Source organism: Nitrosomonas sp. (assembly GCA_031316255.1).
Classification (GTDB): Bacteria; Pseudomonadota; Gammaproteobacteria; order Burkholderiales; family Nitrosomonadaceae; genus Nitrosomonas.
On sequence record JALDQW010000001.1, the window covers coordinates 1036498 to 1055104 of the forward strand.

Annotated in this window: 17 protein-coding genes; all 17 read right to left on the reverse strand. The window is 45.2% G+C overall.

The window, feature by feature from the left end:
- Positions 1–36 precede the first annotated feature (36 nt).
- The 17 genes from MRK00_04735 to MRK00_04815 all read right to left on the reverse strand — a co-directional run bounded on the left by MRK00_04735 (position 37) and on the right by MRK00_04815 (position 18573).
- Positions 37–933 (reverse strand): hypothetical protein, encoded by an 897-nt coding sequence (locus tag MRK00_04735; GenBank protein MDR4516677.1) that lies wholly within the window; start codon positions 931–933, stop codon positions 37–39.
- Positions 933–1859 carry a lysophospholipid acyltransferase family protein gene (locus MRK00_04740; protein ID MDR4516678.1) on the reverse strand — a complete coding sequence of 309 codons (927 nt, stop codon included), beginning with the start codon at positions 1857–1859 and terminating at the stop codon, positions 933–935. Before MRK00_04740 ends, MRK00_04735 begins: the two co-directional genes overlap by 1 nt.
- A complete protein-coding gene (locus MRK00_04745) occupies positions 1835–2884 on the reverse strand; it encodes a glycosyltransferase family 4 protein (protein ID MDR4516679.1) in 1050 nt (349 codons plus the stop codon). The genes MRK00_04740 and MRK00_04745 overlap by 25 nt, the downstream gene beginning before the upstream one ends.
- Positions 2884–4113, reverse strand: a complete 1230-nt coding sequence (locus MRK00_04750; protein ID MDR4516680.1) for an ABC transporter ATP-binding protein — start codon at positions 4111–4113, stop codon at positions 2884–2886. The genes MRK00_04745 and MRK00_04750 overlap by 1 nt, the downstream gene beginning before the upstream one ends.
- Positions 4103–4840: an ABC transporter permease gene (locus MRK00_04755; GenBank protein MDR4516681.1), complete on the reverse strand. Its 738-nt coding sequence runs from the start codon at positions 4838–4840 to the stop codon at positions 4103–4105. Before MRK00_04755 ends, MRK00_04750 begins: the two co-directional genes overlap by 11 nt.
- Positions 4841–5011: 171 nt before the next feature.
- Positions 5012–6079: an aminopeptidase gene (locus MRK00_04760; GenBank protein MDR4516682.1), complete on the reverse strand. Its 1068-nt coding sequence runs from the start codon at positions 6077–6079 to the stop codon at positions 5012–5014.
- A gap of 254 nt (positions 6080–6333) precedes the next feature.
- Positions 6334–7794: a YdiU family protein gene (locus MRK00_04765; GenBank protein MDR4516683.1), complete on the reverse strand. Its 1461-nt coding sequence runs from the start codon at positions 7792–7794 to the stop codon at positions 6334–6336.
- Between the two features lie 299 nt (positions 7795–8093).
- Positions 8094–8276: a hypothetical protein gene (locus MRK00_04770; GenBank protein ID MDR4516684.1), complete on the reverse strand. Its 183-nt coding sequence runs from the start codon at positions 8274–8276 to the stop codon at positions 8094–8096.
- Positions 8277–8531: 255 nt separating this feature from the next.
- Positions 8532–8828 carry a DUF3144 domain-containing protein gene (locus tag MRK00_04775; GenBank protein ID MDR4516685.1) on the reverse strand — a complete coding sequence of 99 codons (297 nt, stop codon included), beginning with the start codon at positions 8826–8828 and terminating at the stop codon, positions 8532–8534.
- Between the two features lie 49 nt (positions 8829–8877).
- On the reverse strand, positions 8878–9657 hold the full coding sequence (locus MRK00_04780) for a DUF5995 family protein (protein MDR4516686.1): 780 nt from the start codon (positions 9655–9657) through the stop codon (positions 8878–8880).
- 60 nt (positions 9658–9717) lie between these two features.
- The gene (locus MRK00_04785) at positions 9718–11121 is read right to left on the reverse strand and encodes an AMP-binding protein (GenBank protein ID MDR4516687.1); all 1404 of its coding nucleotides are present in this window, start codon (positions 11119–11121) and stop codon (positions 9718–9720) included.
- Positions 11122–11130: 9 nt separating this feature from the next.
- On the reverse strand, positions 11131–12231 hold the full coding sequence (locus MRK00_04790) for a glycosyltransferase family 4 protein (protein ID MDR4516688.1): 1101 nt from the start codon (positions 12229–12231) through the stop codon (positions 11131–11133).
- Positions 12232–12915: 684 nt separating this feature from the next.
- The gene (locus MRK00_04795; protein MDR4516689.1) at positions 12916–13620 is read right to left on the reverse strand and encodes a hypothetical protein; all 705 of its coding nucleotides are present in this window, start codon (positions 13618–13620) and stop codon (positions 12916–12918) included.
- Positions 13621–14302: 682 nt separating this feature from the next.
- A complete protein-coding gene (locus MRK00_04800) occupies positions 14303–16024 on the reverse strand; it encodes a flagellinolysin (GenBank protein MDR4516690.1) in 1722 nt (573 codons plus the stop codon).
- A gap of 622 nt (positions 16025–16646) precedes the next feature.
- Entirely contained in the window at positions 16647–16820 is a 174-nt protein-coding gene (locus MRK00_04805) for a hypothetical protein (protein MDR4516691.1), read from the reverse strand.
- A 415-nt stretch (positions 16821–17235) separates the two neighbouring features.
- The gene (locus tag MRK00_04810) at positions 17236–17400 is read right to left on the reverse strand and encodes a hypothetical protein (protein MDR4516692.1); all 165 of its coding nucleotides are present in this window, start codon (positions 17398–17400) and stop codon (positions 17236–17238) included.
- 360 nt (positions 17401–17760) lie between these two features.
- Positions 17761–18573 carry a hypothetical protein gene (locus MRK00_04815; protein MDR4516693.1) on the reverse strand — a complete coding sequence of 271 codons (813 nt, stop codon included), beginning with the start codon at positions 18571–18573 and terminating at the stop codon, positions 17761–17763.
- Positions 18574–18607 lie beyond the last annotated feature (34 nt).

Consider the following 18607-nt stretch of genomic DNA (forward strand, 5'->3'; position numbering starts at 1 on the left):
TACAGGTTGATGTTTCATGGTCGGCGGCCTGTCGGTTTACCAGGATAGGATTTCATTTTTGACATCAAGAGGCATTTCAATCTGCTGGGTTAGCGCTTTATTGGAAGCCTTGTATTCTTCCCGGATGACTGCTCTTTGTTCATTGTCGAGATACTTCCCGTTGTTGTCCAAAAGACGCATTATGTTTTTGTGTTTTAGAAAAAAATCAACGAGTCTATGGTTTATTTTCAGATTCAGGCTATTCGAAAGCTGTATTATTTTTATGCAGGTGGTTGGCAAACGTTTGTTAGTATAAATATTTTCTATGGTAATTGTCTCATCGTAAATATCTATTAATGGTAAAAACGCCTTGATCGGATTGAATTCCCTTTTATGGCTATTATTGAAGGTGCCGATAGCGATTTTTTCTTTTTCCGTGACTTGTAAAATATTTTTGATCAACTGGTTGTAGTCTGCGGCATTTCTTGTTTTGGAAAACCATGTTTTGAATGTTTCATCGAGACCATCCTTGACGATTTGCTGATACAGCGATTCGAGAAAAGTATCCTGTCGACGCAGGTTAACGATAAATTTGATGTCCCTGTTTTTGAAGATTTCCAGAATCGGTGCAAGTTTTTTGAAATCGTCGAGAAAGGTCAAAAGCTCGCTGCTGATAATCAGGTGTTTGTCGCTGTGTTGTGCGTTCTCAGCGGCGAGTTTCTGCAGGGTTTCGTCCTTGTGTTTTTGAATGTCTTTTGGAACAAAATCAGGGCCTTGGTGTAACCCGAGTGTCCAGATTAAATTATGATGACATTTCAAATCGATGCCAAGACCGGTGTTAATATAATGATACCCATGTTTTTTCAAGAAAGTATCGTTCTGCTTGAATAAGAAGCTTTGAATGCTTGATGTGGCTGTTTTAGGAAGCCCAATATGGATATATAGTTTTTTCATTATCCGGTTTCCTCGTTATATTGACTGATGATCATCGACCCAAGCCACTGCCAGGGTTGTTGATAAACGATATTGGATAGCCTGTCGGCGTAGTATTGTAGTATTTCTTTTTTATCGGTGGCGGTAATCGGCGGATCGACATACAGGTGGCGCATAAACGAAAAATTGGGTTCAAGTTCAAACGTACTCCATACTGTTAAAAAAACTGCATTATATTTTAAGCCTAAATCAATAATTCGTCCGGGCAACGAAGATTTTTTGCCAAGAAACTGCACAGAACACCGGTTGGACGGCAAGAATTTGCGGGGGATATCCGGCAAAACCAGTAAAGTGTCATTTTCCTTACAGGCGGTAACGATATATCTATCCATTTTGTTTGAATAATTTGTGTAAACATAACGCCCCGGCATTCTGGCTCCGGTCAGGCGGTAATTTAGGCGCTCAAAAAGCTGTTGCGGCAATGGATTAAAGTATGAATTGTCCACAGTGCGTGCGACTGTATTCAAGCGAAAACCGTACGGCGCCAGTAAAATCGGCAGCGAATAAAAACTGCCCATATGTGCTGTCAGTAAAATCACAGGGCGATTCTGTTCTTTTGCGCGGTGTAAATGTTCTATGCCTGTGACGGTAAAGTCTTTTTGTACCTTGTTTTTACTCATCCCCAGACATGAATAAGCTTCGCTGTTTCTGATTACCCGAATCAGAAGCGCCTTATTGACAGCATTCTCAATATCAACCGTATTTGCTTTATCGGCATAAAATCTTTGCAGACTGTTTTTAAGCGTAAACGCGTCTTTTTGAAGTGCGGATTGTATGCGCTGCCATCTGTGTTGCGAGCGCCAACCGGCGGCCCAGCATGGAATGTCCCAAAAAAAATAGCGCCACAAGGGAAGTTCCTGTTTTAATGATTGAGCGATTCCAGGCATAGTGACTCAAGTCGCTCGATAGTCTTGTTTTGAGAAAATAGTTTTTGCATGAGTTGCGGTCCGCGTTGACGAAGAAATGCTTGTTTTTGCGGATTGTTGAGCAGTTTTTGGATGGCTTGCGCCATGACGGATGGATTTGATGGCGGGACAAATACGGCATAATCATGCACGGGGTCAAAACTTGTGTGCGAAGGAATTGCCGTCGCCACACAGGGCAACCCGCTTGCTAATGCTTCAGCAAATGGAAGTCCAAATCCTTCGGCGGCAAGCGATGGGGCAATCATCAGATCGTGTGTGCGGTATAGTTGTGCGATTGCTGGTGGCGGTAACTGGATTAAATAATTGTCAATTGGCGTAATCTTTTTTTCCCTTTCAGATAGCGGGTGGCTTGAAACATGGGTGACGTGTAGCTTAACGTTTTGTTTTCTGATCGTTTCGATGGCATTTAACGCATCGGGGATGCCTTTAACGCTGCTTTCAAATAATCCCATCAATAAAATTTTAACCGGGCGGCGCGACAGTTTTCGTAACAAGCGGTTAAACATGAATTTTGGCGGCGAAAAGAGCGCCATGTCGACAATTTGGCCAATCGTGTGCACTGGGAAATCATGGCTGCCGTAAATCTGCTGCAAGCGCCTGGTAAGCCAGTCCCCTACGGTGAGTTTGGCGATGGGAAGGCGGTAGGCCTGTTCAATCTGTTGACGGATATCGGCGTATTCGGGTAGGTCGCCTTCATAACCCTGACAAAAATGGAATGCCTTGCGGCATTGCAATTGAGTAGCGGCTTGAACTGTAGTCCAAAACGTCGCGATTACGATGTCCGGTATGGCGGAGTTTGCCTGGAAAGGGGATGACAGGTCATCAACGTAGTCGACAACTATCGGATGATGATACCAGTGATGACTGCCGAATTTGGCGCGAATAATGACGCGGTGTCCCTTGTTGGATAATAATCGCGCCTGATCAAAAACAACCCGTACGCCGCCAGCCAGATTGGTCGATTCGAGAAGGTAGCAAATAATCATTATTTCCAGTAATGCGGCAACATTACAAAACCTTGTTCGGTGCCTTCCTGTTCAATTTTTAATTCGACGATATTCAAGGCGGAGTCATAACAATGGATGGCATTCTCACAACCCAGATAAACGCTTAATGTGTAGTCGCCTTTTAGCAGCGGGATTGATGGAAAAACCACTTCAATTTTTTTGTTTCGACTGAAATAGTGCGCCAAATCGATATTGTCATGATACGAAGAAGTGCTGCTGATGCCAAGTCCGTCTACAGTGGAAAAAGTAATGGCCACGCTTGGTGTGGGCAATTCCGGATCGAATTCAAATTGTACGGCAATCGTCAACGTGCTTTTCTGGCTTGTAGCGCTTAAACGCGAGCCGCTTTTGCCATCTACATTGGCTTGTACGTCTGTAATTCGCGCCGAACCGTTATTTGCAAAATGTTGTGTCGATTCGGTTAGGGATTGTTCGTTTTTCTTGATGTGACTGTCCGCATCTAATAATGTTTGTCCGTACTGGTTTGTTACATCGCTGCTTGGGCCGATCATGGCGATTTTCCCCTTGTCCAGCCAGATCGCGCGGTCGCAGAGTGCGGTGACCTGATAAATCGAGTGCGAGCAGAATAATATGGTTTTGCCTGCGTTCCTAAACTGCATAATCCGGTCAAAGGATTTTCGGGCAAATGCCCCGTCGCCGACCGATAATGCTTCATCGATAACCAGGATATCCGGGTCAACATTGATGGCCACAGAAAATGCCAGGCGAACATACATGCCGCTCGAATAGGTTTTGACGGGTTGGTCAATGAAGTCCCGTATTCCGGAGAAATCGACAATCGACTCAAAACGCTCGGAGATTTCTTCCTGACTGAGACCCATAATTGCTGCGTTCATCAGTACATTTTCCCGTCCCGTGAATTCCGGATTGAATCCTGCGCCAAGCTCCAGCAAGGCAGCGATTCTGCCGTTGACCAGAATTTCGCCGCTGGTTGGCGTGAGTGTGCCGCTGACCATCTGAAGCAGGGTTGATTTTCCGGATCCGTTATTACCAACAATGCCGACGACTTCGCCCTCTGATACGCTGAAATCAATATCCTGCAGCGCCCACAGTTCCCGGTAAAATTTGCGTTTACCGCGCCAGAGAAACTGTTTCAAACGGTCTTTGGGTTGATTGTAAAGCTGATAGCATTTGGACAGCTTGTTGGCCCGGATAACAGGTTCGGGGCAGGCCGGTTTAGAGGACATCCGCGAACCCTTTGCGTGTTTTCTGAAACCATATCAGCCCAATCCAGGCAACCAATACTGCAATCAAATAATAAATTATCAGTCCGCTCCAGCTTGGCAGGCTGCCTGCCAGAATGATACCGCGCGTCTGCTCTATGATAAAAGTGAGCGGGTTAAGAAACAGGTAATCGCGGACAGATTCCGGTAGTGCGGATGCAGGGTAAAAAATGGGACTCAGAAATAACATCATGGTCAAAAGCAGGCCGATAAACTGTCCGATATCCCGAACAAATACACCGATAGACGCGAGTAACCAGGAAAAGCCCATGATAAACAGCAGCAGCGGCAATATCACAATCGGCATAAATATAAGTGTCCAGTGTAATGTATGGCCGAGAACCAGTAAAAAAGTCAGCAATACCAGATAACTGATGCAGGCTTGAAAAAGCGCGGCGCCCAGGGTGACCCACGGCAGAATTTCCAGTGGGAAAATAATTTTTTTGACGTAGTTGACATGGGTAAGAATTAACCTGGGTGCGCGTCCAATGCATTCATTGAACAGATTGTAAACAATCAATCCGGCAAACAACACCAGCGCAAAAGCCGCTTTGTCGTCGTAAAGGGAATTATTCTGGTCCAGACGCGCCTTGAACACAACACCGAATACAAAAGTGTATATTGCAAGCATGAGGATCGGATTGACGAGTGACCAGAGCAGGCCCAGAAAAGAACCTTTGTAGCGGCTCATCACCTCACGTTTGATCATTTGTACAACGAGCGGGCGGTTCTGCCACAGACTGAGAAAAATATTAAATCGATACAAGAAAATCAGTGACCGTATTAAAAGATGGAATTATTACAGAAATTGCAATTGGATAGTAGATCAACTGTGCAATGTAAATTGAATGTGGCAAAGGAATTAATACATTCCGGCAAGATTACGTGCCTGATTTTCTTGAATAGCCATTTGCAGTTCATGATCGCGAGCTTCTTTGGTCAACATGCTGATTTTCCTGACAGCATCAAAGAAACGCGCCATATCTCCATCCTGTAAAGAAAGCAGCGCCTGAAATGCCGGCAACCATTGTGTATAAACAGAGACCGTCGCCAGCCGGGCATTGTTGAGGGGTTTTGAAAACCAGCGCTCGTAACCGCCAAATTCCATCCGGCTGTTTTTCAGCAATGTAAATTGCGCACGCAAGTCATCAAAAATCTGCGCTTTTCCCGCACGTTTCTTTGCATCGCTGAAATCAGTGCTAAACAGTGTTTCCAGGCGCGTGCGATGGTTTAGCACGAGCATGTTGAAAATCGTTTGTCTTTCCCGCCGCGAACGATATTCCTCATATTCATCCGACGCACCGGTATGCACTAGCCAGCGTCTGATTCCTTCTTGCTCCACCAGTGTGGCGAACGACTCATTGAAAACGGTATCGCCAGGCACATAAACAACCTGGTGCGCAAGCTCATGGAAAATCAGGCGTGCAAGTTCCAGTTCAGAATTGATAAATGTGTTCAGCACCGGATCATTGAACCACCCCAGGGTTGAATAAGCAGGCACGCCGCCGACATGCACGTCATAACCTTCGGCCCTGAGCTTGTTGGCGTAATGTTCAGCACTCGTTTTCGAGAAAAAACCGCGATAACTCACACAACCGGCCTTTATGAAGCACCACTCTTTGAGTCTGACTGAAAATTCCGGCGCGGCAACCACATTCCAGACGGCATAAGGCCGTTCAAGATCGGCATATGTTGTGTAACTTCGATTGTCAGGTAGCTTCAACTCCTGACTGGCAAATTTGCGTAATATTCTGACTTGGTTAAGCGTATGCCTCAAATCCGGATCTACTTCAGGGTCGGCAACCAACGCATTAATCGATTGGGAACGACGCATAACGTCCATATGCCCATCGACAGCCTGCGCATAATAAGCCAGGTTGGCGCAGCCACTCAACAGCATTAATAAGACAGAAAAAACTAAAATTTTCATGTAATACCTGTTCTTATTAAGAAAAGAAATATTTTTCACGTTTTTCCGTTTGTCATTCTGATTGCTCATAACATCTACTCTGCTTGATATACTAGAAAATTATGATTGCTATCGGCAGTAGAAACAAAACGGTCAGGCACACATAACGGACTGAAGCGCGCAAAACAATCGAATCGCATTCCAGCATCTTTTTTATCCTGCCAAAATCAGTAGCTTACCTTATTTCTGATCCATTCTCTGGCCCTGTCCTTTACCTAAGTGCCACAAAAAGTCCGATACACACGTTCCTGGGGTGACGGCGGGATACGGTAATCCGCGTATTCCGGTGCATCAACGTATGGACTGGCTATTGCCGCCAGCAACCGCTGCATCACCGTGTAATCGCCTTGCTCCGAAGCTGCGCTCAATGCTTCTTCAACACGGTGGTTACGTGGTATCACCGCTGGATTATTCGCGCACATCATATCAAATGACGATTTAAGCGATTGAGACTGACGTGATAACCGTGCCTGCCATTGCGCGCGCCATTGGATAAACGCGGCATCCATATACAGATCCAGCTTCGGCAGATCATCTGATGCCAGCGCGCGAAAAGTATTGGTATAGTCTGCCCGGTGCATATGCATTAGGGTCAGCAACGCCTCAATAAGCTGCATGTCCTCCGCCTCGTCGGTGAACAATCCAAGCTTTTTTCGCATTCCGGCCAGCCAGTGATTCTGGAAAATATCGGGAAAAGCACGAATAGATTCTTCCGCCAGCGCTAATGCCGCTTTCTGCTCCGTGTGCAACAGCGGCAACAGTGTTTCAGCGAAACGTGCAAGATTCCACTGTGCGATATGCGACTGGTTGCTGTAACAGTAACGGCCGTGATGGTCGATTGAACTGAATACGGTTTTCGGGTCGAACGCATCCATAAACGCGCATGGACCGTAGTCAATTGTTTCGCCACTGATTACCATATTATCCGTATTCATTACGCCATGAATAAAACCCACCTGCAACCACTGTGCCACCAGTAATGCCTGGCGCGATATTACGCAATTTAACAGCGCAAGATAAGGGTTATCTGATCTGGCAAGCTGCGGAAAATGGCGGTTTATAGTGTAGTCGGCCAGCGTTTTCACGCCTTCCACGCCCGCCTTTCTCACGACATACTCGAACGTGCCTACTCGAATATGGCTTGCCGCCACACGCGTCAGAATTGCCCCAGGCAGCGGCGTTTCGCGCATTACTGTTTCGCCAGTAGTCACCACGGCTAGACTGCGTGTAGACGGTATGCCTAACGCATTGATTGCTTCGCTGATGATATATTCGCGCAGCATCGGGGCAAGCGCGGCGCGTCCGTCGCCCTGGCGTGAAAAGGGTGTGCGCCCGGAACCTTTAAACTGGATATCAAACCGATTACCTGCCGGTGTTGTATGCTCTCCGATTAAAATTGCCCGCCCATCGCCAAGCATGGTAAAACTGCCGAACTGATGCCCCGCGTAGGCCTGTGCAATAGGCTGTGCTGTTTGGGGCAATACATTCCCTGAAAACAATAAGGCTGCATCATTTTCGGACAGGGTGCGTAAATTGAGTCCCATCGATTCGGCGAGCATGTGGTTCAGAATCACAACACGTGGCGCACGCACCGGCTCGGGCCGAAGCCGCTCATAAAACGATTCGGGCAGGCAAACATAACTGTTATCAAATTGCCAGCCGACATGGTTATTCATGAATTTTTCAACCGGTTTCATATGGGTGATATGGGTCAAATATTAGGAAGCAGTTTATTAGCTTCGCGTACGGGGGTGTTTTACGCGACAATGTTTTCATTGCAATATCGATTCGGCCTGCCTTGCCAAACGGCAGCGCACCACCGGAGTAACTTAGTCCAACCGGGACTCCTATAAAAATGACTTGGCGTAGAACGCCATTGACTGTTTAAGTATCTGAGATAAAGAACTTTGCTGCCTCACGAACGAAATAGCGTCTTGAGAAGCAATCGAATGTCTCGCCTCTTCTGATTTTTAAATCATTCTTCAACAGTTCCATCATCGGCGTTGGCTGCCGTATTATGCCGCGTCACATCATCCGGACCATAAGCCGACATTTTTGGCCGCTCCATCAAATGCCCGTCAGGTGTCCGTTTTGGCTCATTACACGCGGTGAGCGCCACACCTAAAATTGTAGCCAACAATATATAGCTTATTTTCATCTTTTCGTCTCCTAGTTTAGTGGCAAGAATCAAACCACCACTTTCTGGTTTTAGGACATCTTAAGTTATTATACGCTCACACCTATAATTTTGGGCTGTATGCAGTAAATACATGATCAAGTTATGGAATGGAATGTTTGTTGATGATGTCTAAAAAACAAACTCTTTGGTAATCAGACGGTAACAATGAGTAAAACGATTCATAACAACCATAGGATACAAGATTTAGGTTTCCAATATCTTGTTAAGTGTTTATTATTTGTTTACGTTTTTCGTGAATTCATCGAAATTCTCGATGTAATTATCAAGATTCTCAATCAGCATTTCTTTATACTGTTCAACGAAGTAATTTATTGCTTCTTTTTTATCTTTTTTCATTTCATCAGCATCAAGTGCTGAAGAAGCCACACTGAATGCGTTAAATCTCGCCGCGGCGTATAGCAGAGAAGCGCTTACTTTGCCTACTGTTGAACCCTTTACCTGTACATTTGCAAGCGAAATAATTTCGTCTGCTCTTTCCCAGAATTCTGGAGGGATTTCATTATCGCTCATTCTATTTCCTTAGACATTTCGTCCAACAATCGCGTTTAAACAAATTGGTTTATTCCAATATTCCAATCCGCTCCCGTACCGTCCCCCGTTCACCCAGACGCACAATTTTAAGTACTGCCGACAGGGTAAATCCCGGATGCATAATGACATTGGAAAATGCAGCGAACATTTCATCCTTATCCGCAATCGCCTTGCTACGGGACTCGCCGGTCAACGGCGATAGTTCTTCGGCGAATGACCATGCCCCATCGCGGGCTTTTTCCATGCTGAAGTTAATAATGGTTTTTTCCACGCTGCCGAGGTAGCGATTCATGATGCCGAGGATCGGCCAGATCTCGGCAAGTTCATTCTGTATGCTGCCAACGAGACTGGCCAGCACGGCGTTGATTTTGTCGAAATCGCCTTTGAGATTCGGCAATTCTTCAGGCGGTACGGTTTCAGCGGCAGCGATGCCGAGGTCGAGGTTGATATGTGCGTTCATGCCCATGAGCAAATGTTGCAGCACGATCGGCCACCAGCGTTCGGTAGCGTCGAACGCGCACACCCAGGATTGTGTCGGCGTTTGATCAGTCTGGTTTTGGTAACACGCATGAATATAACGATTGGCGAAAATGACATCGAGGCGTTCCATGCGCTGGCCGTCGTCAAAAAAACCATCCTCTATGCCTTTCTTGACCTGAATCGTCACTTTGCGGTAAAGCGCGGCAAAGTAGCCCATGCGCGAGTTATTTTGTTTGGACCATTCAACAATGACGGTGAGTTGATTGATCACATCATTAATTGTTTTTGCTGGCGTTGCAATTGAAGCCGGGAAATCTGTATCGGACATATCTTTCATTTTCTCCTGTTCTAAGAACCTGTTCGAGATATTGAAGCTGGTTATAAAAAATTACACTCCTGTACTTATAACTTTACTGACAACATAACGAAATTTTCCCGATTGTTCTGCGTGAATCTGCGAAACCTGTTCGAGGATGATATTCACCGTTTTGCCCAGTCTGGATTTGAAAGCCTCTTCGATATGCTGCAACAGCGATGGCTCCAGAGCTGTTTTGCTCACCAGAAAAATACGGGTTTTATCCAGACTTTCCTGAACGATTTTAAAGGCTTCAATTTGCGGCAGGTCACGCAAAATATAAATCAGTGCAAGGCCGTGCATGACGGTGCCGTCCTGGGCCACGACAAAATCGGTGCTGCGCCCCTGAATTTCACGGATCAATGGCAAACCACGTCCGCAACTGCAAGACTGGTCGTGCAAAATGGCCATATCGCCGGTACGGTAACGGATAAACGGAAAATCATGCGTCGCCAGATGGGTGACAACGATTTCACCGGATTCACCAGGTGGCAATGGATTGCCCTGCGCATCAATAATCTCAACAATAATATCTTCAGCGGTAATGTGCATGCCGCCTTCCGGACATTCATGCGCGATAAAACCAGCGTCGCGACCGCCATAACCGTTGGCTACGGGACAATTAAATACTTCGCTGATTTGTTGACGCTGATCGTCATATAGTCTTTCCGAAGTCACAAACGCCACCTGTATGCCCAGATCGTCCATGCCAATACCGTTTTCACTGGCATATCGCGCGATATGCGATAACGCGGAAGGGTAACCGAACAACATTTTTGGGCGTGCGGCGCGAATTTCTGCGAGAAATCCATCGAGCTTTTGTTTTGACATTTCAAAAGCGGGCAACAGTTTCGTGCGCAGTATCCGGTCGCGCAAATTGCGCAAATAGTCCTGTGCGCCAAGTTCTATCGGTGAACCCCAGATAACAATTTCAGAATCGCCGATATCCACGCCCCACCACCGTGTTGCGCGCCACTTTGCGGCAATATCGTGACTTTTGCGCTTTTTGCCGATAAAAAAAACCAGCGGCTCCCCGCTGGATCCGCCGGTATTGTAACGCGCGAGATGCTGTGCGATATCCGACTTCAGTGCATCGGTATTGGTTCTGATAATCGGCTTGGTTAAAAGCGGAAATTGCTGAAGGTCGGTTAGTGACTTCACATCATCCGCATTCAATCCCTTTTTTTCAAATAACTGACGGTAATAAGGCACATGTGCACGAGCATATGCAAGCAGATCACGTAATCGAACCAGCTGAAAATCCTGTAGCCGTTGCTTGTCCCACCATTGCGACTGTTCCATTTGCCTGAGCAAAGCAACACTGTTATGTTTTTTCAGTTTTTCGTGTAGTGGAAAGAAAAACCCCGATGCCCAGGTTGTATACAGGCTTTTAGGTTTTTGTGGTGATTTTGATTTGGCGGGCGGCTTTTTCAGCATCATTATCTCTTACGATTGATTGTTTTCCAGCACCTGATGATAAACCATGAGCAGGTGCTTTTTGACAGAATTCCAGGTATATTTTTCCAGAGACGCCAAACCATTTTTACGCAAATTATCCGCTAATTCGGTATTGCGCAGAACTTGCATTATGGCTTCAGCCATTGCGGCCGGATCTTTTTTCGCAACCAGCAACGCTGTTTTGCCATGTTCAACAAGGTACGGAATGCCGCCCGCATCAGTGCTGACAACAGGTACGCCGCTGGCTAATGCTTCCAGTATCGAGATCGGCATGTTGTCGACAAGGCTTGCGTTAACCATCACATCCGCACGTTGATAAAGCTTTGCTACGGCATTGTTATCGATCCGTCCGGTAAATTCAACTGCTTCCTGCAAATTCAGTTCATTCACCAGATTTTCCAGCATGTCCCGCTGAGGCCCGGCTCCGGCAATGGTCAGCAGCGCTTCAGGATAAGCGCGTTTAACATTCTGAAAAGCGTGTATCGCTGTAGCATTGTCATAAATCGCTTCAAGGTTGCGAGTGGCCACAATATGTGGAAAACCTTTCTGGTTTATTTTGTTTTCTGTCGACTTGACGGTAAACCGGCTCAAATCAATGATATTGGGTACGATTGTTGTGGGATAACCTATTTGGCCAAAAACCGTTTTGAGAAAACTGGATGGCACGGTAATCGCACTGACTTTGTCCAAGCTGGGTTTCACCCAGAAAAACGATTTCTGAAAAAAAGCTTCGGCTTCTCCGCCCCGGTAATTCACAACAACAGGAATTTTTCGCAGCCGCGCAATCCAGATCGCAGGCGCCGCGAATAAATGCCACGACCATCCGGAATTTGCCATGACATGAAACAACTGCACTTTGCCTGCGGCATGCCAAAGCTGCAAAAGATAGGGTATCAATCTGAAGACTGCTCTAAGTCCTCTAATTCTTCCAATCCAGTCGGAACGATAAGGCGCATTCACCTGAACCAGTTCAACCTGTATGTTTTCATGCTGTAAAAGCGCCGCCAATTGCCTGGTTTGATTGGCCATACCGCCATACGGTGGCGGTAGCGGTCCAACCAGACCTATATGCAGCAACGGCTTATCCAATCCATACCTCCTGGATTAAATACTCGAAAACATAATCGATATTATCGTATTTCATGATGAACAAATAACTTAACTAGAGTCCAGGTAGCCACGCCTGTGGGCGAGATCGATAAATGCTTTGCATAAAGATCTGTTCAGCAGTATTTCCCGATTGCGTTGTTTCCGCAAATCAAAAAGGAAAAGACAACTGAACAGCCTCCAGAAATTATCACATGTGTTGCGGTATTGCCAGTATCACATCACTTTTGTTCCAAAATATCGATATATTGCTGGTTGTGAGCAAAGATAACACCATTAACGACCAGAAACAGGAGTTCATTTTAGCGTTTTCTGGTCGATTCAAACAACCAAAATCATTAATATATGATTAATATCAAATACTTGAATGAATTTCTTGAGTAGCCAGATAATGTCTTCATCCGAATAGTAGACAGACGACACTATGATGTTTATAACATGCTGTTTTTTAATTCTTGCAGCCTTGGTATTCGTGATGATAGCCTGCTATGAAGTCTCATTTTACCTTGCCAAAGGTAAAAACTACGCATTCTAAACACAATCAACCGAGGTTTTTTTAGGACAAAAAAAGCCGAGATATCAATCTCGGCTTTTTTTCTGATCGTCTGATTTATCGACGGTTATCACCATACCAAATAAACACATAATCAACAATGACGGTTTACTTTAAGAAGCATTTCGTCTTCTATTTGCCCAGAGACCCATCAAGGTGACTGCGAACAATGCCATAATGCCTGGTTCAGATACTTTGTTCGGTATCTCTCCGCTGACTTGGCTGATCTTGACATATTCCGAATTAGAATCTGCGCTTGGTGCGAGAATCAGATAATTCCCGGCAAGCGATCCCAAAGAACGCTGTGTGTTCGTGGGCACATTGCTGAAGTCAACTTTTGTAAAACCCATTCCTGCCAGATCAGAAAACCTTGTGCCTGTAAAGTCATAATTGGTTGAAAGCGATCCCACCCATGCGCTGATATCAGAATCACTATACCGCCAGCCTATTTTAAAACCGGTAAAGTAATTCCCTGGATCGCCATTTTCAAACACAATCAATTCATCCCTGCCATTGTCATCTAATGCATGGTTAGGGCTTGAATTTTCATTACTTTGATCCGGGTTTTTAACGCCCAGTCCGCCACTCCAGACGGTTAATGTGGCTTTTTCGAATTCAGTTGTACCGCTGTTGTCGGTTGTCGAATAGGCATAAGCCGTGAGCGTATGGCTGGAATCCGTAAATTTACAGTTGTTTCCAACCCCACTGGTACATATACCCGCACCTGCATACGTATCCCATGTAACAGGATCTGCAGATAATGCGCCGACAAACCCAAAGCATAACAATGCGATGGCTGTTTTAACTTTATTGTTCATATTCTTTCTCACTCAATTTAATTACTCTATATACGGCAACAATAAAAAAACATGAAACTAATTGATATTTAAGCAAATCCATGCCATTAACATATATTCCTTATTAAACAGATTGTTGAGCGTATTTATTCATTCACCGGCAGCATATATGTAAGGGTTTGGTTTCAAACGTATGGCGAACTTTAAAGCGATCATGCGGCTGTTCCGGAAGGTTGATGAGGCAACGACGATGCGGATATTTAGCCGTTTGTATCGCTGATTTTTTGGCAACCTTAATATAGATCATTGAACGCTCGATTTGGATTCGACAGTGATGACGCGTTATGGACAACAGGAAGGTGCGGCACGCGGTTACAATCCGCGCAGCCGGAACGTAATTCTCACCATCCGTTAATGGCTTTTGTGCGAATGCACGCGTGATAGCCGATCTTTGGCTACGCTTTGGAAACAGCCATAGCGCCAATTTTACCTGGCCCGTGAAATTTACCCCTATTTTTACACCTTAAAAAAGCTCTATTGGGAAATCTGGGATGAAAGTTGAATTAGCTGCTTTTTACAAAGACATGCCGGGTGCCGTCATTGGCTGTGTCACATTCAATAATTGAGTGTGTTTTGAATAACCCATTGGAAACTTGATGGGTGATTTCTTTGATGCCGTTTGTAGCTTTTAAAATGGATCGATTTACCTGAGTAGGGACAGTAACATTTGAGGATTTGAGTTGGCTTGGACTAGAATGGCAGTTGCTGCCTGTTGAAGAATTTGAGTTTTGGTCATCGTTGCGGTTTCTGATGCAAAATCAGCGTCCTGAATTCGAGAACGGCTCGCTGTCATGGATTCTGCGCTGATTAGATTGTTATTGATGGTTGATTCCAGCCGATTGAGCTGTGCGCCGATTTTGGCCCTCTCTTTGTTTACATGATCTAATGCCAAATCCATTTTAAAAGTCGCAAATCCGGCATTATTGACGAGATCTACATCACCGATACTCATTGCTGCAGTGTTAACGGCGCCAAATGAAACGTCCAGCGTCTCGTTTTTATAAGCACCTACCTGTAAAGATTTCTGGTTTCCCGCTACGTTTAGGGCAATATTTTCCCATACTTCGTTAAATCCGCTAAGCGGATTCGTTCCGCCTCTGGAGCTGTTATTCGCAATGACGCTTTCTGCCGTTTTGACAGAACCACCGTCCACATTCGCGCCACCAATTGCGCCCGTATCGTCATCAGTTAGGTTTAATCCGGCAATATATGCGGCGCCATTAGCGACAAAATCGGCATTAAAGGCATCTGCATTGGCCCATATTCCACCGGAAGCTGCATTAATCGCATCATTCAGCGTGGCACTTTGATTCTGATTGAGATAGGTCATGACATCTTTGATGCCCGATCCGCCATTTGCCTTAATTTGTTGATGCATGTAACCGACAGCCGCATAAGCAGCAGAATATTCGTCTGAACTTCCACCCCAGGCTCCGCCTGCCGTCCCAAAATTTCCTGCTTGCGCCATGACGCCACCTATGCCGATACTGTTAATTGAAGACTGTAGGCGTTCGTCTGCCCCATGGATGAATTCAGCTGCGCCTTCAAGAAACCATTTCTGGTCCACTGCAGGGTTAAACATTGAAGCGACGTTCATGCTGCGGTACATTACCGCATGTACCATTTCATGGGCTATTATTCTATCGTTGTAGAATGGCGCTGTACCTCCGTTTGGCAAATTTGGCGGTGTAAAGTCGCTCATATCGATTTGCAGTTTAACATCGGTAGCTTTTCCGATAAAACTGCCGGGTATTAGACCCACAACCTGCGCTGCAACGCCACCTGCACCATCCGTGAAAGTAGTCAATTCAATGTCGATATCGGCGCCATCAGCTGAAATACCGTAATATTGCTGAATTAGGCTTTCGGCTTGTTCCAGCCAGCCATTTTGTAGGCCATAAATCACCGCAAGCTGGTCGGAATCTCCGAGGACGCTGCCACTCGTGAAGTCGAAAATATTTTCGTTATTGAAAGCGGTTGTCGAAGAAACGCGCTCTATTTCTTGAATCAGTTGGTTGGCTTCTTCCTGGAGTGCTTTTTTGTCACTAAGGCTATTGGTAGCATTTGCAGCCTGAATTGAAAGCTCCCTGATACGCTGTAAGGAACCCGATATCGAACCCAGTGCGCCATCTGCAGTCTGCAACATCGAAACACCATCGTTGGCGTTTCGCGTAGCCTGATTTAATCCACGAATCTGACTGGTCATGCGCTCGGATATGGCAAGACCGGCTGCATCATCGCGGGCGCTATTTATACGCAACCCAGACGATAGCCGCTCCAAAGAGCGGCTTAAGTGCGTCTCTGTCACTGATAAATGGCGAGTGCTGTTTAATGCGCCAATATTCGTGTTGATTGAAAGACTCATTGATTCAGTTGGGTTTATAAAAGTAATATGTTGTTATTTACGGATAACAAGCATATTTATTTAGACCAAGTTTTATGCTTTGAAACGGCCGTCAACCCACTATCAAATTCCGCCAACCATTTGCGTATCATACGATAATATTTGCGTTCGGTTGATTAAAGGGGGCGTTTGTGAAAAACCCTGGAAAACTTGGTTTCGGGTTTATTTGAGGTGAGAAGCCGATGCGGTAAATACTGTGTTTACAACTCAACATGGCGATATCCAGGGAACCTATGTTGCCAGCTTTGATTTTAATATCATTCTTTCAGTGATTTTCTCGAACGGCACCAGAATATTCCATTCGTTTTCGATGTTGTTTCGTACTGATATCTACCGCCATGAGAGCGAAAATGAATATATTGAGGGCATCTCTAAAAATCCATATTTTGTCACAATACTTTGTTGTTCACAAAAAATATCTCCTTACATATCAATCATATGCTGCGTCAATATTTTTTGTTCTCGCCTCGTTTTGTTTAAAACTCTTAATTTTTAGAGGTGCCCTTGAATAATTCTACTTTCATCTGGCAAATGTTTTCCAGCTTTATTGAAGCTCAAGATAAACGGATTGATTTCGCAAGTCTTATAATGTAACAAAACTCAAGCTATCCCTGTATAAGCGTAAGCGAGTGGCGACCAGCATATTCGATGACTGCATCCGCCATCTAAAATAGGATGCCGCTGCCGCCAATTCCACCGTTTTTGTTTTTGCCATCGCCAAATAGTATTGATGCCCGGTCATCTGGCGTGCTGTCATGAGATATCTCTGTTACGTAAATAGTAGTCCTGTGAATGGCTAACCCATATGTATCAACAACATTGATCTGCCCGTTTATCATGTGTTCTCCACGTGCGGTTATAGCCCTCATATTGACAGTTCCAGCACTTGCCTTTCTAAGAAGTGCATTTTTTCAAGCTTATATTTTCATCGCAAACCACTTATTACTTTATTATTCATGTTTATTTTATATTTTTTGGCCGTAATGATTTTGTTTATTCTGTTGATGCAAAAAATGGTTCATTAAGTTAGTGATTTTTAAAATTTATATGAAGCTGCTGAATTGCTCGATAGATGAGCAAGTTAGCATGATATAAAAACAAGCTACAATTCTACTGCTCCAGATCTCTGCGCTTCATTCTAATACAGCTTCCTCCTGTAGAATTTCGTCAGATTACCCGCGCATGATGTTGTCTCTCCGATTATACAAAATCAGTTCTATATAGTAGTCATTTGAATTGTTTTTTTCTCCTTCAACGGCTTCATCTTCCCCATTAACGTCTGGAATTTCAGAGCAGATGACCCAGCCGCCTTTTGGAACGGTTTCTATAATTGCCAAAAATTCATTCGCTTAAATATTATGCTTGGTACAAAATTTATTATACTCAATCTCTCGGCACTCCACACTAACTTTAAAACTGTCATTTTCGCATTGCTCGATTGCTGCTTTGACGGATGATTCCATTGTTACTGCTTTCTGTGTGGGCTTATCCCTGGAAAAGGACAGACCTGGAAACAAGCAGGAAAGCAATACCATGAAAATAATACAATCAGTTAATTTTCCTGGATAAATTTTGTGCATAATTTTTGCGTGATGTGTAAATGATCATTTATGATATTGATCGGCTTATGTTGAGCGTAAACGCCGTTTCATTCACATGATTTCTTGATTATCGACCTGAACATCCCGCAAGATTCTTCACGGCCCTGCTGATCCAAAGTGGATTGGCACAGTTCCTGTTGAATCCCAGGTGCTTTGTGCGTAACGATATAATCGGACAATTCCAAGGCCTGTGGGTGTTTGAGTTGAAGACAACAGGCCGGAAGCGTTGGTTGCCGGATTGTTTCTAATAAAACCCTGTGTCGCAGGGTTGGTCTTGGTGAAATAAAGCTTCGCCCGGGTCGCCAAATGTCCCTCGACTGCACCGTAGCTGGTATTAAGATTCGGGTTATCCCAGTAATCATTGTCTTTACCAATGTTTGGCGTCACTTTGCCTGCGCTATCCACAGTCCAGGCTTCCAGAAAATGCGGTGTAAGCGGACTGGCAACAGCGTTACCCCGCGCATCTTTTGCGCGCCAGGTATTGACGACATCCTGAATAATCCAGCCACTTCGGCCGGTGGTATTGAAACCGACATGCCACACAAAAGCGCCGTGGTTGTTCCAGGTCGGCCCCTTATTGGTTTTTGTGGAGATGCTGATTCCCGTCAACATGCCAGCGGCAGAAGTAATAACATTTCCCAAAACCGTGCCAATAGGCCGCGCGACATCGCCGACAATCTCTTCGGTTGTGGGGCCGCGTATGATTTCGTCATCTTCCACATCTGACTGCAGTCCACGTGTTGAATTCACAGCAATTGTTCCCTGTTCGGCTTGGCTGTCGACCATACGCTGCGTGTGAAGGATGGCGCGCACATTGTCGCTTTGCTCACTATGTGTTCGACGGGGGATCTTGGGTTTCCCCGGCGCATTTTGCTGAGCGACCTTTGGTTTTTCTGCAAACATGTGCATGCCAAACTTCCTTTCTTGATGATTCACGGACTGA